Origin of the sequence: Streptomyces sp. NPDC058335 (assembly GCF_042723915.1) — a bacterium.
Classification (GTDB): Bacteria; Actinomycetota; Actinomycetes; order Streptomycetales; family Streptomycetaceae; genus Streptomyces.
The window spans coordinates 137,201-158,893 of the sequence record NZ_JBHXHX010000003.1 but is presented as its reverse complement, the minus strand read 5'-3'; the positions used below and the strand labels follow the sequence as shown (position 1 = coordinate 158,893).

The window sequence follows — 21,693 nt, the reverse complement described above, 5'->3', positions numbered from 1 at the left end:
CTACTGCACAGCAACCCCACAGCGTCACCCGTTCTGCGTACGGCCCTAGTTGTGCCCGCGCGGCCCACCCGCCGTGCGGTCTCCCCCGGCCGCGTGACCCGCGGCCGCGCAGAAGGAGTCAGTGTTGAGCAGCAGTTCCTCTCCTCGCAGACGCACCTCCCACACCCCCTCCCGCAGAGCCGCGGCCTTCGCCCTCGTCGGCGTGTCCGCGCTCATCGCCGCCGCCGTGCAGTCCGGCGCCGCGACGGCCGCCCCGGAGAAGGCACCGCAGGCGGCCGGCCAGGCGATACCGGGCTCCGAGTCGGTCCGGCTCACCCCCGCCCAGCGCGCCGAGCTGATCCGCGACGCGAACGCCGACAAGGCACAGACGGCGAAGGAACTGGGCCTCGGCGCCCAGGAGGCGCTCGTCGTCCGGGACGTCCTCAAGGACGCGGACGGCACCGTCCACACCCGCTACGAGCGCACCTATGCCGGCCTGCCGGTCCTCGGCGGCGACCTGGTCGTCGAGTCCACCCCGGCCGGTGCGACCGAGTCCGTCGTCAAGGCCACCCGCGCCGCCATCAAGCCGGCCACCACCACGGCCAAGGTGCCCGCGGCCAAGGCCGAGGCACAGGCGCTGTCGGCCGCGAAGGCGGAGGACGCCAAGAGCCCCGACGTCAACCGCGCGCCCCGCAAGGTGATCTGGGCCGCGAACGGCACGCCGACCGTGGCCTACGAGACGGTCGTGGGCGGGTTCCAGCACGACGGCACCCCGCAGGAACTGCACGTCGTCACGGACGCCACCAGCGGCGCCAAGCTGTACGAGTGGGAGGCCATCGAGACCGGCACCGGCAACACGGTGTACAGCGGTCAGGTCACCATCGGCAGCACGCAGTCCGGGACGACGTACAACCTCACCGACGCCACCCGCGGCAGCCACAAGACGTACAACCTCAACCGCGGCACCTCCGGCACCGGCACCCTCTTCTCGGGCCCCGACGACGTCTGGGGCAACGGCAGCCCCTCGAACCTGGAGTCGGCCGGCGCCGACGCCGCCTACGGCGCCCAGCTGACCTGGGACTACTACAAGAACGTGCACGGGCGTTCCGGCATCCGCGGCGACGGGGTCGGCGCGTACTCCCGCGTCCACTACGGCAACAACTACGTCAACGCGTTCTGGTCGGACAGCTGCTTCTGCATGACGTACGGCGACGGCTCCGGCAACGCCAACCCGCTGACGTCCATCGACGTGGCCGCGCACGAGATGACCCACGGGCTCACCTCCAACACGGCCGGCCTCAACTACAGCGGCGAGTCCGGCGGGCTGAACGAGGCGACGTCCGACATCTTCGGCGCGACCGTCGAGTTCTACGCCAACAACCCCTCCGACGTCGGTGACTACCTCATCGGCGAGGAGATCAACATCAACGGCGACGGCACGCCGCTGCGGTACATGGACAAGCCGAGCAAGGACGGCTCGTCGTACGACAACTGGTACTCCGGGATCGGGTCCGCCGACGTGCACTACTCCTCGGGCCCGGCCAACCACTTCTTCTACCTGCTGAGCGAGGGCAGCGGCACCAAGACCATCAACGGTGTCTCGTACAACTCGCCCACCTCGGACGGGCTGCCGGTGACCGGCATCGGCCGGGACAAGGCCGAGAAGATCTGGTTCCGCGCGCTGACCACGAAGTTCACCTCGACCACCAACTACGCGGGCGCCCGCACGGGCACCCTCGCGGCGGCCGGTGAGCTGTACGGCACGACGAGCGCCGAGTACACGGCGGTCCAGCACGCGTGGGCGGGCATCGCGGTCGGCGCGCGGCCCGGTGGCGGCGGCGGTGGCGGCACCTCCTTCGAGAGCACCACCGACGTATCGATTCCGGACAACGGCGCGGCGGTCAACTCGCCGGTCACCGTCTCCGGCCGGACGGGCAACGCGCCGTCGAACCTCGCGGTGGCGGTCGACATCGTCCACACCTACGTCGGTGACCTCCGGGTGCAGCTGGTCGCCCCCGACGGCACGGTGTACACGCTGAAGGCGTACGGCACCGGCGGCAGCGCGGACAACCTCAACACCACCTACACGGTGAACGCGTCCTCCGAAGTCGCCAACGGCGTCTGGAACTTGAGGGTCCAGGACAACGCCGCCGTGGACACCGGCTACATCAACAGCTGGAAGCTGACCTTCCCGTAGGTCGCCGCCAGGCTGTGACAGGGGGCCGCACACGGGCCCACCCCCCACCAACAGGACGCCGCTCCGGAGCTTCGGCTCCCGGGGCGGCGTCCTCTTTTTGCCAGTCGATTGCCTCGGTTGTGTTGGCCTTTGACCGAGGTCACGCCCGTTCACATGGCCGCAATATTCACCGCTCGGTCGGTTTTCGGCCAACATCACTTTGAGGTCCTGACATGTACGCGACCTGGATGCCACTCTTCCTGTCACCCGCCGCACAACTTCACAGTCGTCACGGCCGGTCTCCCCACACCGGCCGGGCACCCCCACTCCCAAGGAGCTTGTGTGTCCTCCCTCTACGCGCGTCACAAGCGCACCACCCTGGCCATCGCGACCGCCGTCGCGGCCGGGGCCCTCGTCACCACCGGACTCACCTCCGGTACGGCCGCCGCCCAGTCCCCCGCCGACACGACGGCCGCCAAGCCCCTCGCCGTGCCGACCGCGCTCGCCCCGGCCGTCCGCACCGCCCTGATCCAGGACAAGCAGGCCGACGCCGGCGCCACCGCGCGGGAGATAGGCCTCGGCACCCAGGAGCAACTGGTCGTCCGGGACGTCGTCAAGGACGCCGACGGCACGGTCCACACGCGCTACGAGCGCACGTACGCTGGCCTGCCGGTCCTCGGCGGCGACCTGGTCGTCCACGAGTCGGCCACCGGCGCGGACCAGGGCGTCACCAAGGCGACGAAGGCCACCATCAAGGTCGCCTCGACCACCCCGGCCGTCGGCACCGCCAAGGCCGAGAGCCAGGCGCTGTCGCTGGCGAAGGCGGCGGGCTCCGAGGACACGGAGGCCTCGCAGGCGCCCCGCAAGGTGATCTGGGCGGGCAACGGCAGCAAGCCGGTCCTGGCCTACGAGACCGTCGTCGGCGGCCTCCAGGAGGACGGCACCCCCAACGAGCTGCACGTCATCACCGACGCGGCCACCGGCGCGAAGCTGTACGAGTACCAGGGCATCGAGACCGGCACCGGCAAGAGCCTCTACTCCGGCACGGTCACCCTCGGCACCGCCCTGTCGGGTTCGACGTACCAGCTGTACGACACCTCGCGCGGCGGCCACAAGACGTACAACAAGGCGCGCAGCACCACCAGTTCGGCGGGCACGCTGTTCACCGACGCGGACGACGCCTGGGGCACCGGCGCGGCCTCCAGCTCCACCTCGGACCAGACGGCGGCGGTCGACGCGGCCTACGGCGCCCAGACCACCTGGGACTTCTACAAGAACACCTTCAGCCGCAACGGCATCAAGAACAACGGCGTCGCCGCGTACTCCCGCGTCCACTACGGCAACGCGTACGTCAACGCCTTCTGGTCGGACACCTGCTTCTGCATGACGTACGGCGACGGCGAGTCCAACACCAACCCGCTGACCTCGCTCGACGTGGCCGCCCACGAGATGACCCACGGCGTGACCTCCAACACGGCGGGCCTGAACTACTCGGGCGAGTCCGGCGGCCTGAACGAGGCCACGTCCGACATCTTCGGCACGGCGGTCGAGTTCTACGCGGCCAACTCCTCGGACCCCGGTGACTACCTCATCGGCGAGAAGATCGACATCAACGGCGACGGCAGCCCGCTGCGCTACCAGGACAAGCCGAGCAAGGACGGCGCGTCGGCCGACTACTGGTCGTCCACGCTGAAGAACCTGGACGTGCACTACTCGTCCGGCCCGGCGAACCACTTCTTCTACCTGTTGAGCGAGGGCAGCGGCGCCAAGACCATCAACGGCGTCTCGTACAACTCCCCCACCTCCAACGGTTCGACGGTCACCGGCATCGGCCGCGCCAAGGCGGTCCAGATCTGGTACAAGGCGCTGACGTCGTACATGACGTCGACGACCACGTACGCGGGCGCCCGCACGGCGACCCTCAGCGCCGCCTCGGCCCTGTACGGCTCCACCAGCACGGAGTACAAGGCGGTCGCGGCTGCCTGGACGGCGGTCAACGTGGCCTGACCACTTGCTTGACGTCGGGGCGGCACCCGGGAAGAAGGCGTTCCGGGTGCCGCCCTACTCTTGGGTCCCATGTCAGTTGCGGACTTCACGTACGAGGACGTCGGCGCCACGCGCGAGCCCGGCTTCTGCCCGCCCGGCTTCCACGCCCTGCACGTGCGCACGCGCCTCGGCGAGGGCGAGGAGGTCTTCCGACGCGCCGCCGAGGCCGTCCTCACCTGGGAGATGCACCGCGCCCTCGGCGTCGGCATCGAGGCGAGTGCCGACCGCGCGGCCCCCGACGTGGACGTCACGGTCACCCTGGCCGGCCTGATCAAGGCCCCCTGCCGCGTGGTCTGGACGGTGGAGGAACACCGGCGGGCGGGCTGGGCGTACGGCACACTGGCGGGCCACCCGGAGTCCGGCGAGGAGTCCTTCGTCGTCGACCGCACGGGCGACGGCACGGTCTGGCTGACGGTCTCGGCGTTCAGCCGGGGAGCCAAGTGGTACGCGCGGGCGGGCGGCCCGGCGACGCGGGGGTTGCAGCAGGCGTATGCGCGGAGGTGCGGGACGGTGTTGCGGGGGCTGGCGACGGCGGGGCTGAAGGAGTAGCCGGGACGGAGTTCCAGCGACCCACCCACACGTCTGTGCACGTGCGGAGGAGAGGCATGAGCCGTACGGTGATCGACGTCGGCGACGAAGCCCTGGAAGCAGCCGCCAAGGAACTCGGTACCACGACCACGCGTGACACGATCAACACCGCCCTGCGCGAAGCAGCGGCACGCAACCATCGCTTGCGCGCCCTCCATGAACTACAGGATCTGGCGGCGGACGGCGGCCTGGACGCCGAAGACCTTCTCGACAAGCGCACGTACCGCGGCGGAGGAGCCACACGTCGAGCGTGACCGACCATCTCCGTCGGCACCTCCGCCCTCGCCCGCGTACCCCTGCTGCTGCGCCTGGGAGCGTCGCATCGGCGCCGGACTGATCGCTCTGTGCGACATCACCGAGCCGAAACGAGCTGACCTGATTCCCCGTGCCCGACGACGTCTTCCGACGTGCCCGCTTCGTCCAGGAGCAGCTCACCTCCGAGGGCGAACACCGCAGCGCGGGACAGCAGAGTGCGGAGCTTCCGCGGAAGCGGAGGGGACGGCGGCGCGTTGGGCGTGCGGGTCGTCGGGGAGTCGGCGGCGCGGGGCGGGCCAGGGTGTGGCCGTGATCCCGTATGCATCCAAGCAATACGGGACGGGCCCCGCGGCGATCACACCCGTCGCGGGACCCGTCGTCACCTCACGTCGCCCCCTACCGCATCAGCACCCCCGCCCCCTCGGCCAGTTCCTCAGAAGGCCCCGCGACCAGCCCCAACTCCGCCCTCGAGGCGATCAGCGGGTGGTCCGGGAGGATGCGGACGGTATAGCCGTACGGGCCCGTGCGGTCGAGGGAGAGGGGGCCCTCGTAGACCCAGCGGCCCTCCAGGTCGGGGCCGCCCACCGGTTTCAGGGGGACGGCTGTGCCGTCCGTGATGCGGTCCTCCGCGTCGACGCGGCCGGAGACGGCCTGGACCTCGACGTCGTCGGGGGTGAGGTCGCCGAGGCGCAGGCGGACGCGGAGGGCGAGCGTCGTGCCGAGTTCGGCGGTCGGGGTGACTGCCGAGGTCTCGACGTGGTCGACGGTGACGGCGTGCCAGGCGGAACGCACCTTCGCCTTCCAGGCCGCGAGGTCGCGGGCCGCGTCGGGGTCGAGGGCGCGGTGGGCCTGGGCCGCCGGGGTGTAGAGCCGTTCGACGTACTCGCGGACCATGCGGCCGGCCAGCACCTTCGGGCCGAGGAGGGTGATGGTCTGGCGGACCATCTCGATCCAGCGGTCGGGCAGCCCGTTCCGGCCGTGCTCGTAGAAACGCGGGGTGACGCGCTGTTCGAGCAGGTCGTAGAGTGCCGCCGCCTCGATGTCGTCGCGGTGGTCGGCGTCGGTTCCGGAGCCGTCCGCGGTGGGGATGGCCCAGCCGAAGTCGGGCTGGAACCACTCGTCCCACCAGCCGTCCAGGACGGAGAGGTTGAGGCAGCCGTTGAGCGCCGCCTTCATGCCGGAGGTGCCGCAGGCCTCCAGCGGGCGCAGCGGGTTGTTGAGCCAGATGTCGCAGCCGGGGTACAGCTTCTGCGCCATCGCCATGCCGTAGTCGGGGAGGAAGACGATGCGGTGGCGGACCCTCGGGTCGTCCGCGAAGCGGACCAGTTCCTGGACGAGCCTCTTTCCGCCGTCGTCCGCCGGGTGGGCCTTGCCCGCCACGACGATCTGGATGGGCCGCTCGGGATGCAGGAGCAGGTCCATCAGACGGTCGCGGTCGCGCAGCATCAGCGTGAGCCGCTTGTACGAGGGGACGCGGCGCGCGAACCCGATGGTGAGGACGTCGGGGTCGAGGACGCCGTCGATCCAGCCCAGCTCGGCCGTGCCCGCGCCGCGCTGCCGCCAGGAGGCGCGCAGCCGCTGCCGTACCTCCATGACGAGCTGTTCGCGCAGGTCGCGGCGGAGGTCCCAGATGTCCTGGTCGGCGATGTCGGCGACGGAGTCCCAGCGGTCGGAGCCGCCGACGCTGAGCGCGTCCTCGGCGCGCTGGCCGCCGATCTGCCGGGCGCCCAGCCGCAGCACCTCGGGGGCGACCCAGGTGGGGGCGTGCACGCCGTTGGTGACGGAGGTGATCGGGACCTCCTCGGCGTCGAAGCCGGGCCACAGGCCGGCGAACATCTCCCGGCTGACCTGGCCGTGCAGGAGCGAGACGCCGTTGGCGCGCTGGGCGAGGCGCAGGCCCATCACCGCCATGTTGAAGAGGTTGGCCTCGCCGCCGGGATAGGTCTCCATCCCCAGGTTGAGGATCCGGCCCACGTCGATGCGCGGGAGTTCGGCGCCGGGTCCGAAGTGCCGGGCGACCAGTTCGCGGTCGAAGCGGTCGATGCCCGCCGGGACGGGGGTGTGCGTGGTGAACACCGTGCCGGCGCGGACCGCCTCCAGGGCCGAGTCGAAGTCGAGTCCCCCGTCGCACAGCTCGGCGATCCGCTCCAGGCCGAGGAACCCGGCGTGGCCCTCGTTGGTGTGGAACACCTCGGGCGGGGCGTGCCCGGTCAGCCGGCAGTACGTGCGTACCGCCCGGACACCTCCTATGCCGAGCAGCATCTCCTGGAGGAGTCGGTGTTCGCTGCCGCCGCCGTAGAGCCGGTCGGTCACCCCGCGTTCGCCGAGGTCGTTCTCCTCGACGTCGGAGTCGAGCATCAGCAGCGGGACGCGGCCGACCTGGGCCAGCCAGATCCGGGCGTGGAGCTGTTTTCCGCCGGGGAGGGCGAGGGAGACCTGTGCGGGGCTGCCGTCGTCCTCCTTCAGCTGGGTGACCGGCAATTCGTTGGGGTCGAGGACGGGATAGTGCTCCTGCTGCCAGCCCTCGCGGGAGAGGGTCTGCCGGAAGTAGCCGTGCCGGTAGAGCAGCCCGACCCCGATGAGGGGAACGCCCAGGTCGCTGGCCGCCTTCAGGTGGTCGCCGGCGAGGATGCCGAGGCCGCCGGAGTACTGGGGCAGGGCGGCCGTGACGCCGAACTCCGGGGAGAAGTAGGCGACGGCGGCGGGCAGCTCGGCGGACTGCGCCTGGTACCAGCGGTCGCCGGTCATGTAGTCGTTCAGATCGTCGGCCGCGGCGGTCAGCCGGCTCAGGAAACGGTGGTCCTCGGCCAGTTCCTGGAGGCGTGCGGCGCGTACGCCGCCCAGCAGCCGTACGGGGTCGCCGCCCGCGGCCGCCCAGTGTTCGGGGTCGACGGACCGGAAGAGTTCACGGGTTTCCGCATGCCATGACCAGCGCAGATTGCGCGCGAGGTCACTGAGCGGCCGGAGGGGTTCGGGGAGAAGGGGTCGGACAGTGAATCGACGGATCGCCTTCACATTCCACCTCGGCGTGCGTATGGAGTGGCGCACGGCAGTGTGCGTCAACGTCTCTGATGACGGTACCGGCGTCGGTGCCGGACTCGCTGGAGGCTGCCGCCGCCGGGCCCGTACTTCGGCCCTCGGCGGGGCTTCCCACGCCCCGCCGGACGATCCGATGGCCCCGCCCGGGTGGCCGGGATGCCCTGACCGGCGCCCCAGAGCCCTCCAGTGCGCCCCTTTATGGCCGATTCCACCCCCGCGGGCCACCTTGTGACACTTCACGCCGCACGAGAGGCTGCGGGTGGCGCACCCGGCACCGCCGTCGTGCGTCGAGTCGAGGAGGGGAACTCGAACCATGGCTCGGACGCGGACACGGCGTCTGCGCCGGGTGGGGGGTCTCATCGCGGTCGCCACGACCGTGGTGTTTTCGGCCATCACCCCGCCCGCGCACGCCGCACCACCGGAGGGGACGATAAGCGGCGCCGGTCAGCCCGGCACCGTCGACGGCAGCTATCTCGTGACGCTCAGGGAGGGGGTGCGGGCAGCAGCGGCGGGCCGGGGCATCGCCGCACGGTACGGGGCGAGAATCAGCCACACCTACGGCACGGTCCTCAATGGTTTCGCCGTCGAGGCGACCCCGGGACAGGCACGGCGGCTCGCGGCCGACCCGCGGGTCGTGTCGGTCGCACAGGACACCCGGGTGGCCCTCGACGCGACCCCGCAGAGCGCCGGGACCCAGCCGAGCGCGACCCCGCAGACCGCCGGGACCCGGCAGAGCGCGACCCGGCAGAGCCCTCGGACCCAGAAGAGGCCGCCGTCCTGGGGCCTCGACCGCGTCGACCAGGCGGGCCTCCCGCTGGACGGCGGCTACACCGCGCCGGCCTCCGCGGGGGCCGGGGTGACGGTGTACGTCATCGACACCGGCGTACGGATCACGCACCGGGACTTCGGCGGCCGGGCGTCGTACGGGTGGGACTTCGTGGGCGGCGACCGCGGCGCCGGGGACGGCAACGGCCATGGCACCCATGTCGCCGGGACCGTCGCGGGTGCGAGCGCCGGGGTCGCCAAGAAGGCGAAGGTGGTCTCCGTCCGCGTGCTGGACGGCGCGGGCGCCGGCACCACCGCGCGGGTCATCGCCGGCATCGACTGGGTCACCCGGCACGCGAAGAAGCCGGCGGTCGCCAACGTCAGCCTGGGCGGCCCGTACAGCGCGCAACTGGACGCCGCCGTCCGCGCGTCGATCCGCTCCGGCGTCACCTACACCGTCGCCGCGGGGAACGAGGGCCGGGCGGCCGCCCTGTCCTCCCCCGCCGACGTCAGACAGGCGATCACCGTCGGCGCGACCGACCGCCGGGACGCCCGCGCCGCCTACTCCAACCACGGCTCGGCCCTCGACCTGTTCGCCCCCGGAGTGTCCATCACCTCGACGGCGCACACGAGCGACACGGGGCGCGCGACCTACTCCGGTACGTCGATGGCGGCGCCGCACGCGGCGGGCGCGGCCGCGCTGTATCTGGCCACGCGTCCGAAGGCCACGCCCGCACACGTGGAACGGGCCCTGGTCGCGGGGGCGACGAACGGCAAGGTGTCCGGCCGGGGCCCCGGTTCTCCGGACAAACTCCTGCGGGTCCCCCGCTCCTAGCGGAGGGGCACCCGACCCGGCCTCGCCGCGTCGCGAGCGCTCGCTTCTCGTACGCGTGGGCGAGGCCGGAACTTTGTGAATACATACGCGCGAGTAGTTAACAACGTGCCGGATTGCTCACCCGAATAGGGTGGGAAGGCTCCTCCGGTACAGGACCCCGTACGACCAGAGCACGCCGTACGACGAGAGCACGCCGTGCGGCGAGCACGACCCCGGCACACGCCTGCCGGGTCGCGCCCCGGCGCGCCCGGCTCGCGGCAAGCCCCGCAGTACCCGGCACCAACCACCCCGAATGTCGCAGGACCCACCTCCCCACATCCATCCGCCCACCCTCGTTGATGCGGACAGGAGCGGTCATGCCCGCCACGCACCATTCGTCAGCACCCCCGACACCCCCTCGCACCGCAGCGCCACCCTCCGAGCGTTCCGCCACCGCCGGACCGACCGCCCCGGAGCGATCCTCCGGGAAGCGATCATCCGTGGAGCGATCCTCCGCGGGGGCCGGGACCGCCGTGGGGCGCATACCCGTCCTCGACGTCCGGCCGGTCGTCCAGCGCGGCCGCCGGCCCGCCAAGGCGGTCGTCGGAGAGACGTTCCAGGTATCGGCCACCGTGTTCCGCGAGGGCCACGACGCCGTCGCCGCCAACGTCGTCCTGCGCGATCCCGACGGCCGCCCCGGCCCGTGGACGCCGATGCGCGAGCTGACCCCCGGCACCGACCGCTGGGGCGCCGACGTCACCCCGGACGCGCCGGGCCGCTGGACGTACACCGTCGAGGGCTGGGGCGATCCGGTCAGCACCTGGCGCCACCACGCGCGCATCAAGATTCCCGCGGGCATCGACACCGGCCTGGTCCTGGAGGAGGGTGCCCGGCTGTACGAGCGCGCCGCCGCCGGGATCCCCGAGGCGGAGGAGGACGCCGGGGCGAAGCGGGACGTCCTGCTCGCCGCGGCCGACGCCCTGCGCGACGAGGCCCGCCCGGCCGCCTCCCGGCTGGCGGCCGCACTCGACCCGGAGGTGGACGCGGTGCTGGCCCGCCATCCGGTGCGGGAACTGGTCACCGAGTCCGAGACGCTGCCCCTGCAGGTGGAGCGGGAGCGGGCGCTGTACGGCTCCTGGTACGAGTTCTTCCCCCGCTCGGAGGGGACACCGGAGCGTCCGCACGGCACGTTCCGCACGGCCGCCCGCCGGCTGCCGGCCATCGCCGCGATGGGCTTCGACGTCGTCTACCTCCCCCCGATCCATCCGATCGGTACGACCTTCCGCAAGGGCCGCAACAACACCCTCGACCCCGGACCCGAGGACGTGGGCGTGCCGTGGGCGATCGGCTCGCCGGAGGGCGGGCACGACGCCGTGCACCCGGATCTCGGCACGATCGACGACTTCGCGTGGTTCGTGCAGCGGGCGAGAGAGCACGGCCTCGAGATCGCGCTCGACTTCGCGCTCCAGTGCTCGCCCGACCACCCCTGGGTGCAGAAACATCCCGAGTGGTTCCATCACCGGCCGGACGGGACGATCGCGTACGCCGAGAACCCGCCGAAGAAGTACCAGGACATCTACCCCATCGCCTTCGACGCCGACATGGACGGGCTGGTCGCCGAGACGCTGCGGGTGCTGCGGCACTGGATGTCGTACGGCGTGCGGATCTTCCGGGTGGACAACCCGCACACCAAGGCGGTCGTGTTCTGGGAGCGGGTCATCGGGGAGATCAACCGGACCGACCCGGACGTGATCTTCCTGGCCGAGGCGTTCACCCGGCCCGCGATGATGCACACCCTCGCGCAGATCGGTTTCCAGCAGTCGTACACGTACTTCACCTGGCGCAACACCAAGGAGGAGCTGACCGAGTACCTGACGGAGCTGTCCGGTGAGGCGGCCTCCTACATGCGGCCGAACTTCTTCCCCAACACCCCCGACATCCTGCACGCCTACCTCCAGCACGGCGGACGCCCCGCCTTCGAGGCACGGGCCGTGCTCGCCGCGACCCTCTCCCCCAGCTGGGGCATCTACAGCGGCTACGAGCTGTGCGAGAACACCCCGGTGAAGGAAGGCAGCGAGGAGTACCTCGACTCGGAGAAGTACCAGCTCAGGCCGCGGGACTGGGAGGCCGCCGAACGCGAGGGCCGCACCATCGCCCCGCTGATCACGCGGCTCAACGAGATCCGGCGGGCCCATCCCGCGCTGCGGCAACTGCGGGACCTGCACTTCCACCACGCCGACCAGGACGCGGTGATCGTCTACTCGAAGCGGAGCGGTTCGAACACGGTTCTGGTGGTCGTCAACCTCGACCCCCACCACACCCAGGAGGCGACGGTCTCGTTGGACATGCCGCAACTCGGCCTGGACCGGCACGAGTCCGTGCCGGTGCGCGACGAGCTCACCGGCGAGACCTACTACTGGGGCAGGGCCAATTACGTGCGCCTCGAACCGGGCACCCGGCCCGCGCACGTCCTGACCGTCCTGCGACCGTCCACCCCGCAGATCGGAGGGTCACCCACACGATGATCGTCAACGAGCCCGTTCAGGACACCTTCGAGGACACCCCCGCCAAGGACCGCGATCCCGACTGGTTCAAACGAGCCGTCTTCTACGAGGTCCTCGTCCGCTCCTTCCAGGACAGCAACGGCGACGGCGTAGGAGACCTCAAGGGCCTCACCGCCAAACTCGACTACCTCCAGTGGCTGGGCGTCGACTGCCTGTGGCTGCCGCCCTTCTTCAAGTCACCGCTCAAGGACGGCGGCTACGACGTCTCCGACTACACCGCCGTACTGCCCGAGTTCGGCGACCTCGCCGACTTCGTGGAGTTCGTCGACGCCGCCCACCAGCGCGGCATGCGCGTCATCATCGACTTCGTCATGAACCACACCAGCGACCAGCACCCGTGGTTCCAGGAGTCGAGAAAGGACCCGGACGGGCCCTACGGCGACTACTACATGTGGGCCGACGACGACAAACAGTACGCGGACGCGCGGATCATCTTCGTCGACACCGAGGTCTCCAACTGGACCTTCGACCCGGTGCGCAAGCAGTACTTCTTCCACCGCTTCTTCTCCCACCAGCCCGACCTCAACTACGAGAACCCGGCCGTGCAGGAGGAGATGATCTCCGCGCTGCGGTTCTGGCTGGACCTGGGCATCGACGGCTTCCGTCTCGACGCGGTGCCCTACCTGTACGCCGAGGAGGGGACGAACTGCGAAAACCTTCCGGCGACGCACGAGTTCCTGAGGCGGGTCCGCAAGGAGATCGACGCCCAGTACCCGGACACGGTGATCCTGGCCGAGGCCAACCAGTGGCCCGAGGACGTCGTCGACTACTTCGGCGACTACGCCTCCGGCGGCGACGAATGCCACATGGCGTTCCACTTCCCCGTCATGCCCCGCATCTTCATGGCGGTCCGCCGCGAGTCCCGCTACCCGGTGTCGGAGATCCTCGCCAAGACCCCGGCGATCCCCTCCGGCTGTCAGTGGGGCATCTTCCTGCGCAACCACGACGAGCTGACCCTCGAGATGGTCACCGACGAAGAGCGCGACTACATGTACGCGGAGTACGCCAAGGACCCGCGCATGCGCGCCAACATCGGCATCCGCCGCCGGCTCGCGCCCCTCCTGGACAACGACCGCAACCAGATCGAACTCTTCACCGCGCTGCTGCTGTCGCTGCCCGGCTCGCCGATCCTGTACTACGGCGACGAGATCGGCATGGGCGACAACATCTGGCTCGGCGACCGCGACGCGGTGCGCACCCCCATGCAGTGGACACCGGACCGCAACGCGGGCTTCTCGTCCTGCGACCCCGGTCGGCTCTTTCTGCCGACCATCATGGACCCGGTCCACGGCTACCAGGTCACCAACGTCGAGGCGTCCATGGCGTCGCCCTCCTCGCTGCTGCACTGGACCCGCCGCATGATCGAGATCCGCAAGCAGAACCCCGCCTTCGGCCTCGGCACCTACACCGAACTGCCGTCCTCCAACCCGGCCGTCCTCGCCTTCCTGCGCGAGTACGAGGACGACCTGGTCCTGTGCGTCCACAACTTCTCCCGCTTCGCCCAGCCCACCGAGCTGGACCTGAGCCGGTTCGGCGGCCGCCACCCCGTCGAGCTGTTCGGCGGCGTCCGCTTCCCGGCCGTCGGTGACCTGCCGTACCTGCTGACCCTCGGGGGGCACGGCTTCTACTGGTTCCGGTTGCGCAGGGAGACGGTCTAGAAGCCCGGGGCGGGGCGGTTTCTCCCGCCCCGCCCGGGGCACGCATCAGTAACACCCCGCCCCCCTCGGGGAAAGGACGTGACGCCATGGCGGAAACGGTCACACTCTCCGGCACGACCAGTCCCGGCCTCCTCACGTCGCTGGCCCCCCTGCTGCGGGAGTGGCTGCCACGGCAGCGCTGGTTCGCCGGCAAGGGGAGTCCGGTCACGGGATTCTCGCTGGTGGCGGGCACCGAGCTGCTGCCCGCCGCGTCCAGGCTGGGCCTCTACCACCTGCTGGTCCGCGCCCACCAGGGCGCCGTACCCGGCGACTGCTACCAGCTCCTGATCGGCGCGCGCGAGGCGCTGCCGCCCCGGCTGGCGCCCGCGATGATCGGGCATGTGCCGGACGGACCGCTCGGCGGCCGGACCGTCTACGACGCCCTGTACGACACCCGGCCCGCCGAGGTCCTCCTGGAGGCACTGCGCACCGAGGCCCGGATCGGCGTCCTGCGCTGCGAACGGGACCCCGGACAGGAGATACGCGCCGGCCTGGTGCCACGCCGGCTGACCGCCGAGCAGTCGAACTCGTCGGTCGTCTTTGGAGATACGTTCATTCTGAAGCTGTTGCGCCGGGTCGTCCCCGGCGTCAACCCCGACCTGGAACTGCCGCTGGCGCTGGCCCGCGAGGGCTCCTCCCGGGTGCCCGCGCCGACGGCATGGCTGCACGCGGACCTGGACGACGGCGCCGGCGAGTCGTACGTGCTCGGTGTGCTCCAGCCGTATGTGCAGGGCGCGACGGACGGCTGGGAGCTGGCGCTGCGGGAACTGGCCAAGGGCCAGGACTTCGGCGCCGAGGCGCGGGCGCTGGGCCGGGCCACCGCCGAGGTGCACACGGCACTGGCCCGCGCGCTGCCCACCGCGACCCTCGGCCACGCCCAGCTCGGACCGCTCGTCGACGGCATGACCGAGCGGCTCGACGCGGCCGCCCAGGCGGTTCCCGCCCTGCGCCCGTACGCACCCGGCCTGCGCACCGCCTTCTCGGCACTGGCCGACCTCGCGGCCGAGGGCCGTACCTGGACCGCCCAGCGCGTCCACGGCGACCTGCACCTCGGGCAGTGCCTGCGCGCACCCTCCGGAGAGTGGGCGCTGATCGACTTCGAGGGCGAACCGGCCCGTCCGCTCGCCGAACGCAGGATGCCCCAGCCGGCCGTCCGGGACGTGGCGGGCATGCTGCGCTCCTTCGACTACGCCGCCCTCTCCACCGACCCGCCGGCGCCCGGATGGGCCGAGGTCTGCCGGGCCGCGTACTGCTCCGGCTACGCCGAGGCGTCCGGCACGGACCCACGCACCGATCCCGTACTGCTGCGGGCCTACGAGACGGACAAGGCGGTCTACGAGGTCGTCTACGAGGCCCGGCACCGCCCCGACTGGCTCTCCGTCCCGCTGACCGCGATACGTCGGCTCGCCGCATCCGACTCGTCCTGAGGAGGCTTCGCCCGTGACTCCCAGCCCCCCGTCCCCCCACGGTTCCGACCCGAGGGACCCGAAGGCCCCCAAGGCCTCGAAGGACCCGAAGAAGGTCCCGGCCGAGAAGGCCGCGGCCAAGAAGACGGTGGCCAAGACGGCGACGGCCAAGAAGGCGGCGGGCAAGAAGACAGCGGCTGCCGGGAAGGCCGCCGCCAAGAAGGCCGTCACGGCGAAGGCCGTGACGAAGAAGGCGGCGGCGAAGAAGGCGACCGCGGCCAAGAAGACCGTGGCGAAGAAAGCGGTCACGCCGAAGGCCGCCCCCCGCGGCAGCACCGCGAAGAAGGCCCCCGTCGAGCGCGCCCACGAGCCCGCCGTCGAGCCCTCGGCCGAGCCTCTGGAAGTCGCCCTCTCCCCCGCGCTGGACGCCGTCGACCGTGAGCGGCTGCTGCATGGCACCCATCACCAGCCGCACGCCGTGCTCGGCGCGCACCCGGTGCCCGGCGGCATCGTCTTCCGCGCCTTCCGCCCCTACGCCCTCTCGGTCACCGTCGTCACGGGCGATCTGCGGGCCGGGCTGCACGACGACGGCGACGGCTTCTTCTCCGGCCTGCTCCCTCTGCGGGAGGTCCCGGCCTACCGTCTCGTCATCGCCTACGAGGGGGCGGTCCAGGAGACCGAGGACCCGTACCGCTTCCTGCCCACGCTGGGCGATCTGGACCTGCACCTGATAGGCGAGGGCCGGCACGAGGAACTGTGGACGGTGCTCGGCGCGCACCCCATGACCCACCAGGGTGTGAGCGGCACCCGCTTCTGCGTGTGGGCGCCCAACGCGCGCGCGGTGCGGCTCGCGGGCACCTTCAACTTCTGGGACGGCATCGGGTATCCGATGCGGGCGCTGGGCTCGTCCGGGGTGTGGGAGCTGTTCGTGCCGGGGATCGGCGAGGGTGAGCTGTACAAGTTCGACATCACCCGGCCCGACGGTTCCCGCACCCAGCGCGCCGACCCGATGGCCCGCCGTACGGAGACCCCGCCGGCCACCTCGTCGGTGGTCGAGTCCTCGCACTACGAGTGGGGCGACGAGGAGTGGCTGGCGCGTCGCGGGGAACGTCCGGCCCACGAGGCACCGCTCTCGATCTACGAGGTCCATCTCCCGTCCTGGCGACCGGGTCTGACGTACCGCCAACTCGCCGAGCAGCTCCCCGCGTACGTCAGGGAGCTGGGCTTCACGCACGTCGAGCTGATGCCGATCGCCGAGCATCCCTTCGGCGGCTCCTGGGGCTACCAGGTCACCGGCTTCTACGCGCCCACGGCCCGGCTCGGCACGCCCGACGACTTCCGGTTCCTCGTGGACGCGCTGCACCGGGCGGGCATCGGCGTCCTCATGGACTGGGTGCCGGCGCACTTCCCGCGGGACGACTGGGCGCTGGCCGAGTTCGACGGGCGGACCCTCTACGAGCACGAGGACCCGCTGCGGGCCGCGCATCCCGACTGGGGGACGCTGGAGTTCGACTACGGGCGGCGCGAGGTGCGCAACTTCCTCGTCGCCAACGCGGTCTACTGGTGCGAGGAGTTCCACATCGACGGGCTCCGGGTGGACGCCGTCGCCTCCATGCTCTACCTCGACTACTCGCGCGAGCCCGGCCAGTGGACGCCCAACGAGCACGGCGGCCGGGAGAATCCGGACGCGGTGGCCTTCCTCCAGGAGATGAACGCCACCGTGTACCGGCGCGTCCCCGGCGTCGTGACCATCGCGGAGGAGTCCACGGCCTGGGACGGCGTCACGCGCGCCACGCACCACCGGGGGCCGAGCGGCTTCGGCGGGCTCGGCTTCGGACTGAAGTGGAACATGGGGTGGATGCACGACTCGCTCCAGTACATGAGCCACGAACCCGTGTACCGCAAGTACCACCACGGCGAGATGACCTTCTCCATGGTGTACGCCTACAGCGAGAACTACGTCCTGCCCATCTCGCACGACGAAGTCGTGCACGGCAAGAAGTCGCTCGTGTCGAAGATGCCGGGCGACTGGTGGCAGCAGCGCGCGAGTCTCCGGGCCTACCTGGCGTACATGTGGGCCCATCCCGGCAAGCAACTCCTCTTCATGGGGCAGGAGTTCGCGCAGGGGGCGGAGTGGTCGGAGGAGCACGGGCCCGACTGGTGGCTGCTCGACCCCGCGTACGGGGCGGAGGCCGATCACCGGGGCGTGCGGGAGCTGGTCCGTGACCTGAACTCCGTCTACCGCTCGACGCCGGCGCTGTGGGAGCGGGACACCTCCGCCGACGGCTTCGAGTGGGTGGTGGGTGACGCCGCCGACGACAACGTCCTCGCCTTCCTGCGCCGCGACGCGGACGGTACGCCCCTGCTGGCGGTGTCCCACTTCTCCCCCGTCGTCCGCCACGACTACCGGCTGGGCGTGCCGGACGACGTACCCGCGTGGTACGAGGTCCTCAACACGGACGCCGGGCGGTACGGGGGCAGCGACGTGTTCCACCCCGACCCGGTGAAACCCGAACCCCAGCCCTGGCACGGCCACCCGGCGTCCGTCCGCCTGACGCTGCCCCCGCTGTCGACGGTGTGGCTGCGGCCGGCGTAGCCCCCGGGCGCCGGGCTACCCGAGGGTCTCCGCCAGCGGCCCCGGCAGGTTCCCCGTGTGGAGGACTCCCAGGCGTTGGGTGGCCCGGGTCAGGGCGACGTACAGGTCGCTCGTGCCGTAGCGGGACGGTTCCACCACCAGGACCGAGTCGAATTCCAGGCCCTTTGACTGGCGGGGGTCCAGGAGGACGACCTGGTGGGTGAGGTCGGGGTCGGCGTCCGCGGTGACTCCGTCGAGGCGGGCCGCGAGGCGCCGGTGCAGGTCGCGGGGGGCGATCACCGCCAGCCGGCCCTCGGCGGGGGTCAGTTCGTCCACCGCCTCGGCGACCGCGCCCGGCAGGTCGTCGACGGCGCGCACCCAGGGGCGTACGCCGGTGGACCGTACCGAACTCGGCGGCACGAAGTCGGGCTCCTCGGCGCGGACGACGGCCGCCGCGACGTCCATGATCTCGGCGGGGGTGCGGTAGTTGACGCCCAGCCTGGTGTGCTCCCAGCGGTCCCCGACGTACGGGTCGAGGATGCCCGACCAGGAGCCGACGCCCGCCGCCTCCGCGGTCTGCGCCGGATCGCCGACGAGCGTCATGGAGCGGGTCGGGCTGCGCCGCATCAGCAGCCGCCACGCCATCGGCGACAGCTCCTGCGCCTCGTCGACGATGATGTGCCCGAACGCCCAGGTCCGGTCGGCCGCCGCGCGCTCGGCGGCGCTGCGGTGGTCGTCCTCCTCGTGGCGTTCGGCGAAGCGTTCGGCGTCGATGATGTCGTGGGCCGACAGGACTTCCGAGTCCTCGTCCTCCTTGTCGTCGAACTCGTACGTCCGGGAGGCGTAGGAGACGTCCAGCACGCCCTGGGCGTAGGCGACCTGCCGTTCCCGTTCGCGGTCGGCGCGCTCCCGTGCCGACCGGTCGTCCTCGCCGAGGAGTTCGGCGGCCTCGTCGAGCAGCGGGACGTCCGCGACCGTCCAGGCCCGGGTCACCGGGCGGCGGATGGCGGCCGCGTCCTCCTCATGGACGTACCCCTCGGGGTCGGCGAGGAGGTCGGCGACCACCCGCTGCGGGGTGAGCACCGGCCACAACTGGTCGACGGCCGCCCACACCTCGGGGTTCTCGGCCAGCTCGTCGCGGATCTGGGTGACGTCGCTGGGGTCGAGGAGGCTGGAGCCGTCGTAGGGGTCGGTGCCGACGCGTTCGGCGTACAGCTCGGTGAGGGTGTTGAGGATGTGGCCCTCGAAGTGCTCGCGGGCGGCGTTGTGCGGCAGCTTCGCGGCCCGGGTCCGCTCGCGGGCGACGCCGACCAGCCCCTCGTCGAGCATCAGCACCTCGCGGTCGTGCTCGATCGCGATCACGGGGTCGGGCAGCGCCTGCCGGTCGCGTACGACGGCGGCGAGGACGTCGGCCATGTCGGCGCGGCCCTTCACGGCGGCCGCCTCGGGGGTGTCCGCGGCCGTCGCCTTCACGCCCGGGTACAGCTCGCCGACCGTCGCGAGGAGTACGCCGGTCTCGCCGAGGGAGGGGAGCACCTCGCCGATGTAGCCGAGGAAGGCGGGGTTGGGGCCGACGATGAGGACGGCCCGCTTGGCGAGCAGTTCGCGGTGCTCGTAGAGGAGGTAGGCGGCGCGGTGCAGGGCGACGGCCGTCTTGCCGGTGCCGGGGCCGCCCTCGACGACCAGCACCCCGCGGTGGGGTGCGCGGATGATCTCGTCCTGCTCGGCCTGGATGGTCTGCACGATGTCGTGCATGCGGCCGGTGCGGGCGGAGTTGAGCGCGGCGAGCAGGACGGCGTCACCGGCGGGGTCCTCGTGGCCGGTGCGGGTGGCGTCGCCGAGGTCGAGGAACTCGTCGTGCAGGGCGGTGACCCGGCGGCCGTCGGTGGAGATGTGCCGGCGGCGGCGCAGGCCCATCGTGGTGTGGCCGGTGGCCAGGTAGAAGGGGCGGGCGATGTCGGCCCGCCAGTCGACGAGGACCGGGGTGCGGTCGGGGTCGTCCCGGCGCAGGCCGATCCGGCCGATGTGGTGGCTGGCGCCGGAGGACAGGTCGATCCGGCCGAAGCAGAGCGAGCCGTCCACGGCGTTCAGCGCGGCGAGCAGCCCGGAGCGTTCGGCGACGAGGATGTCCCGTTCCAGGCGGGCCTGCATGGGGGTGTTGCCCTGGGCGAGCGCGTCGGTGACGGCGGCCTCGGTGACACCGCGCAGCGCGTCCACGCGCGCGTACAGCCCGTCGATGAATTCCTGTTCACCGCGCATTTCACCGTCGGTGAATTCGTTACTTACATCGGTGCCTGCGTCGATGTTTGACAATGCCGCTCCCGCCCGGATATACTCTGCTCATTGAACTTTTCCGCGATTCAGTCGCCTGAAGTCGCGAATCATCGAATATACGCCGAGAAAACCCCCGAGCGCAATTGCTCGGGGGTTTTTCGCATGGTGCCGCATGGTGCTCAGAGGACGTCCGACAACTCCTCCCGCAGCCGCCGCTTCGGCCGCGCTCCCACCATCGCCTTCAGCGGCTCACCGCCCCGGAACACCATGAACGTCGGCATCGACAGCACCTTGTAGTGGTTGGTGGTCTCCGGGTTCTGGTCCACGTTCAGCTGCACCACCTTCAGCCGCTCGCCCTCCTCCTCCGCGAGCGCCCTGAGCACCGGCGCCATCTGCCGGCACGGCGGGCACCAGTCGGCGGTGAACTCCACCAGCACCGGCAGTTCCGCCGCGAGCACCTCCGCCCCGAAATCCGCGTCCGTCACCTCGTCCACTCCGGCCACCTTGGTCACCGCTCCCGCCCTCCCAGTTCGCACACGGGCTCCGGACCCCCCGGAACCAGCGCCTCGGCGGCCAGCTCGTCACGCGCCCGCTCGGCCCGCGTGAGCTGCCCGGCGACCTTCTCGCGGACCGCCGCCAGCTCCCCGATGAGCGCGTCCAGCTCGTCCAGCTTGCGCCGGTACACCGCCAGCGAGGCCGGGCACGAGTCGCCCTCCGGGTGTCCGGCCCGCAGACACTCCACGAAGGGCCGGGTCTCCTCCAGCTCGAACCCGAAGTGCTGCAACGTCCTGATCTGCTGCAACGCCCGCAGGTCGCGCTCGTCGTAGGCCCGATGACCCAGCTCGTCGCGCCGCGCGGGCAGCAGCCCCCGCGACTCGTAGTACCGCAGCGTCCGCGTCGTGGTTCCGGCCCGTGCGGCCAGCTCGCCGATTCGCATGCCTACGAACGTACGGCTTGACGCCGACGTCAACGCAAGAGGTGGCGTCGGCGCGACGGCCTCACGCCGGCGGCAGGAGCGGTTTCCCGTGCACCGGGGAGGACAGCACGATCGACGTCGTGGTCCGGCCCAGCGCCGAGGTCTGCTCCAGGACCTCCTCCAGGTGCACCGTGTCCGTGACGGCCACCTTGAGGAGCCAGCAGTCCTCACCGATCACGTGGTGGACCTCGGTGATCTCGGGGCGGTCGAGAAGTTCCAGGGTGCGGGGGTGCTTGAGGGTGTAGCCGCCGTGCGGGTTGACCCGGATGAACGCCTGGATGCCGTAGCCGAGGCGGGCCGGGGCGACCTGGGCGCCGTATCCGGTGATGGCGCCCGCGGCCTCCAGGCGACGCACCCGCTCGGTCACCGCGGCCGGGCTCAGCCGGACCCGGCGTCCCAGCTCGCTCAGTCTGATCCGGCCGTCCGTCTGGAGCAGGTGGAGTATCTGCCGGTCCAGGGCGTCGAAGGCCACCGCTGTTTCGCTGGCGGCGGCGCGCGGATGCCGTGGTTCTTTCGGTGCGCCGACCTGAACTCCCATG

Annotated in this window: 14 protein-coding genes; 9 read left to right on the top strand and 5 right to left on the bottom strand. The window is 71.3% G+C overall.

Going from position 1 to position 21,693, the window contains the following annotated elements:
• Positions 1-124 precede the first annotated feature (124 nt).
• From ACFWJX_RS06550 to ACFWJX_RS06535, 4 genes are all read left to right on the top strand, one after another.
• A complete protein-coding gene (locus ACFWJX_RS06550) occupies positions 125-2,176 on the top strand; it encodes a M4 family metallopeptidase (protein ID WP_383237770.1) in 2,052 nt (683 codons plus the stop codon).
• A gap of 321 nt (positions 2,177-2,497) precedes the next feature.
• On the top strand, positions 2,498-4,162 hold the full coding sequence (locus ACFWJX_RS06545; RefSeq protein WP_383237768.1) for a M4 family metallopeptidase: 1,665 nt from the start codon (positions 2,498-2,500) through the stop codon (positions 4,160-4,162).
• A gap of 69 nt (positions 4,163-4,231) precedes the next feature.
• Entirely contained in the window at positions 4,232-4,750 is a 519-nt protein-coding gene (locus tag ACFWJX_RS06540) for a DUF1990 domain-containing protein (protein ID WP_383237766.1), read from the top strand.
• A 56-nt stretch (positions 4,751-4,806) separates the two neighbouring features.
• Positions 4,807-5,043 (top strand): type II toxin-antitoxin system VapB family antitoxin, encoded by a 237-nt coding sequence (locus ACFWJX_RS06535; RefSeq protein WP_383237764.1) that lies wholly within the window; start codon positions 4,807-4,809, stop codon positions 5,041-5,043.
• 397 nt (positions 5,044-5,440) lie between these two features.
• On the opposite strand, the gene ACFWJX_RS06530 is transcribed toward ACFWJX_RS06535, so the two are convergent.
• Positions 5,441-8,059, bottom strand: coding sequence for a glycosyltransferase family 1 protein (locus ACFWJX_RS06530; RefSeq protein ID WP_383237761.1), 2,619 nt, complete (start codon positions 8,057-8,059; stop codon positions 5,441-5,443).
• A gap of 337 nt (positions 8,060-8,396) precedes the next feature.
• On the opposite strand from ACFWJX_RS06530, the gene ACFWJX_RS06525 reads away from it, so the two are divergent.
• The 5 genes from ACFWJX_RS06525 to glgB all read left to right on the top strand — a co-directional run bounded on the left by ACFWJX_RS06525 (position 8,397) and on the right by glgB (position 17,925).
• The gene (locus tag ACFWJX_RS06525) at positions 8,397-9,683 is read left to right on the top strand and encodes a S8 family peptidase (RefSeq protein ID WP_383237758.1); all 1,287 of its coding nucleotides are present in this window, start codon (positions 8,397-8,399) and stop codon (positions 9,681-9,683) included.
• Positions 9,684-10,039: 356 nt separating this feature from the next.
• The gene (locus ACFWJX_RS06520; RefSeq protein WP_383237755.1) at positions 10,040-12,187 is read left to right on the top strand and encodes a maltotransferase domain-containing protein; all 2,148 of its coding nucleotides are present in this window, start codon (positions 10,040-10,042) and stop codon (positions 12,185-12,187) included.
• A complete protein-coding gene (gene treS, locus ACFWJX_RS06515; protein ID WP_383237752.1) occupies positions 12,184-13,884 on the top strand; it encodes a maltose alpha-D-glucosyltransferase in 1,701 nt (566 codons plus the stop codon). The genes ACFWJX_RS06520 and treS overlap by 4 nt, the downstream gene beginning before the upstream one ends.
• 86 nt (positions 13,885-13,970) lie before the next feature.
• Positions 13,971-15,350 (top strand): phosphotransferase, encoded by a 1,380-nt coding sequence (locus tag ACFWJX_RS06510; protein WP_383237749.1) that lies wholly within the window; start codon positions 13,971-13,973, stop codon positions 15,348-15,350.
• Between the two features lie 13 nt (positions 15,351-15,363).
• Complete coding sequence (gene glgB, locus ACFWJX_RS06505) at positions 15,364-17,925, top strand: 1,4-alpha-glucan branching enzyme (protein ID WP_383237746.1); 2,562 nt, start codon at positions 15,364-15,366, stop codon at positions 17,923-17,925.
• A gap of 15 nt (positions 17,926-17,940) precedes the next feature.
• Here the strand turns inward: glgB and ACFWJX_RS06500 are convergent, their stop codons facing one another.
• The 4 genes from ACFWJX_RS06500 to ACFWJX_RS06485 form a co-directional block, all read right to left on the bottom strand.
• Positions 17,941-20,163, bottom strand: coding sequence for a HelD family protein (locus ACFWJX_RS06500; RefSeq protein WP_383237743.1), 2,223 nt, complete (start codon positions 20,161-20,163; stop codon positions 17,941-17,943).
• A gap of 194 nt (positions 20,164-20,357) precedes the next feature.
• Entirely contained in the window at positions 20,358-20,690 is a 333-nt protein-coding gene (locus ACFWJX_RS06495) for a thioredoxin family protein (protein ID WP_383237740.1), read from the bottom strand.
• Positions 20,687-21,115: a MerR family transcriptional regulator gene (locus tag ACFWJX_RS06490; RefSeq protein WP_073499110.1), complete on the bottom strand. Its 429-nt coding sequence runs from the start codon at positions 21,113-21,115 to the stop codon at positions 20,687-20,689. Before ACFWJX_RS06490 ends, ACFWJX_RS06495 begins: the two co-directional genes overlap by 4 nt.
• A gap of 61 nt (positions 21,116-21,176) precedes the next feature.
• On the bottom strand, positions 21,177-21,692 hold the full coding sequence (locus ACFWJX_RS06485; RefSeq protein WP_383237736.1) for an Lrp/AsnC family transcriptional regulator: 516 nt from the start codon (positions 21,690-21,692) through the stop codon (positions 21,177-21,179).
• Position 21,693 lies beyond the last annotated feature (1 nt).

What these genes read in the sequence shown, in the direction of transcription:
- ACFWJX_RS06540 (WP_383237766.1), top strand. Translation starts at nt 4,232, where the DNA reads ATGTCAGTTGCGGACTTCACGTACGAGGACGTCGGCGCCACGCGCGAG.
- ACFWJX_RS06535 (WP_383237764.1), top strand. Translation starts at nt 4,807, where the DNA reads ATGAGCCGTACGGTGATCGACGTCGGCGACGAAGCCCTGGAAGCAGCC.
- ACFWJX_RS06525 (WP_383237758.1), top strand. Translation starts at nt 8,397, where the DNA reads ATGGCTCGGACGCGGACACGGCGTCTGCGCCGGGTGGGGGGTCTCATC.
- ACFWJX_RS06520 (WP_383237755.1), top strand. Translation starts at nt 10,040, where the DNA reads ATGCCCGCCACGCACCATTCGTCAGCACCCCCGACACCCCCTCGCACC.
- treS (WP_383237752.1), top strand. Translation starts at nt 12,184, where the DNA reads ATGATCGTCAACGAGCCCGTTCAGGACACCTTCGAGGACACCCCCGCC.
- ACFWJX_RS06510 (WP_383237749.1), top strand. Translation starts at nt 13,971, where the DNA reads ATGGCGGAAACGGTCACACTCTCCGGCACGACCAGTCCCGGCCTCCTC.
- ACFWJX_RS06500 (WP_383237743.1), bottom strand. Translation starts at nt 20,163, where the DNA reads ATGCGCGGTGAACAGGAATTCATCGACGGGCTGTACGCGCGCGTGGAC.
- ACFWJX_RS06490 (WP_073499110.1), bottom strand. Translation starts at nt 21,115, where the DNA reads ATGCGAATCGGCGAGCTGGCCGCACGGGCCGGAACCACGACGCGGACG.
- ACFWJX_RS06485 (WP_383237736.1), bottom strand. Translation starts at nt 21,692, where the DNA reads ATGGGAGTTCAGGTCGGCGCACCGAAAGAACCACGGCATCCGCGCGCC.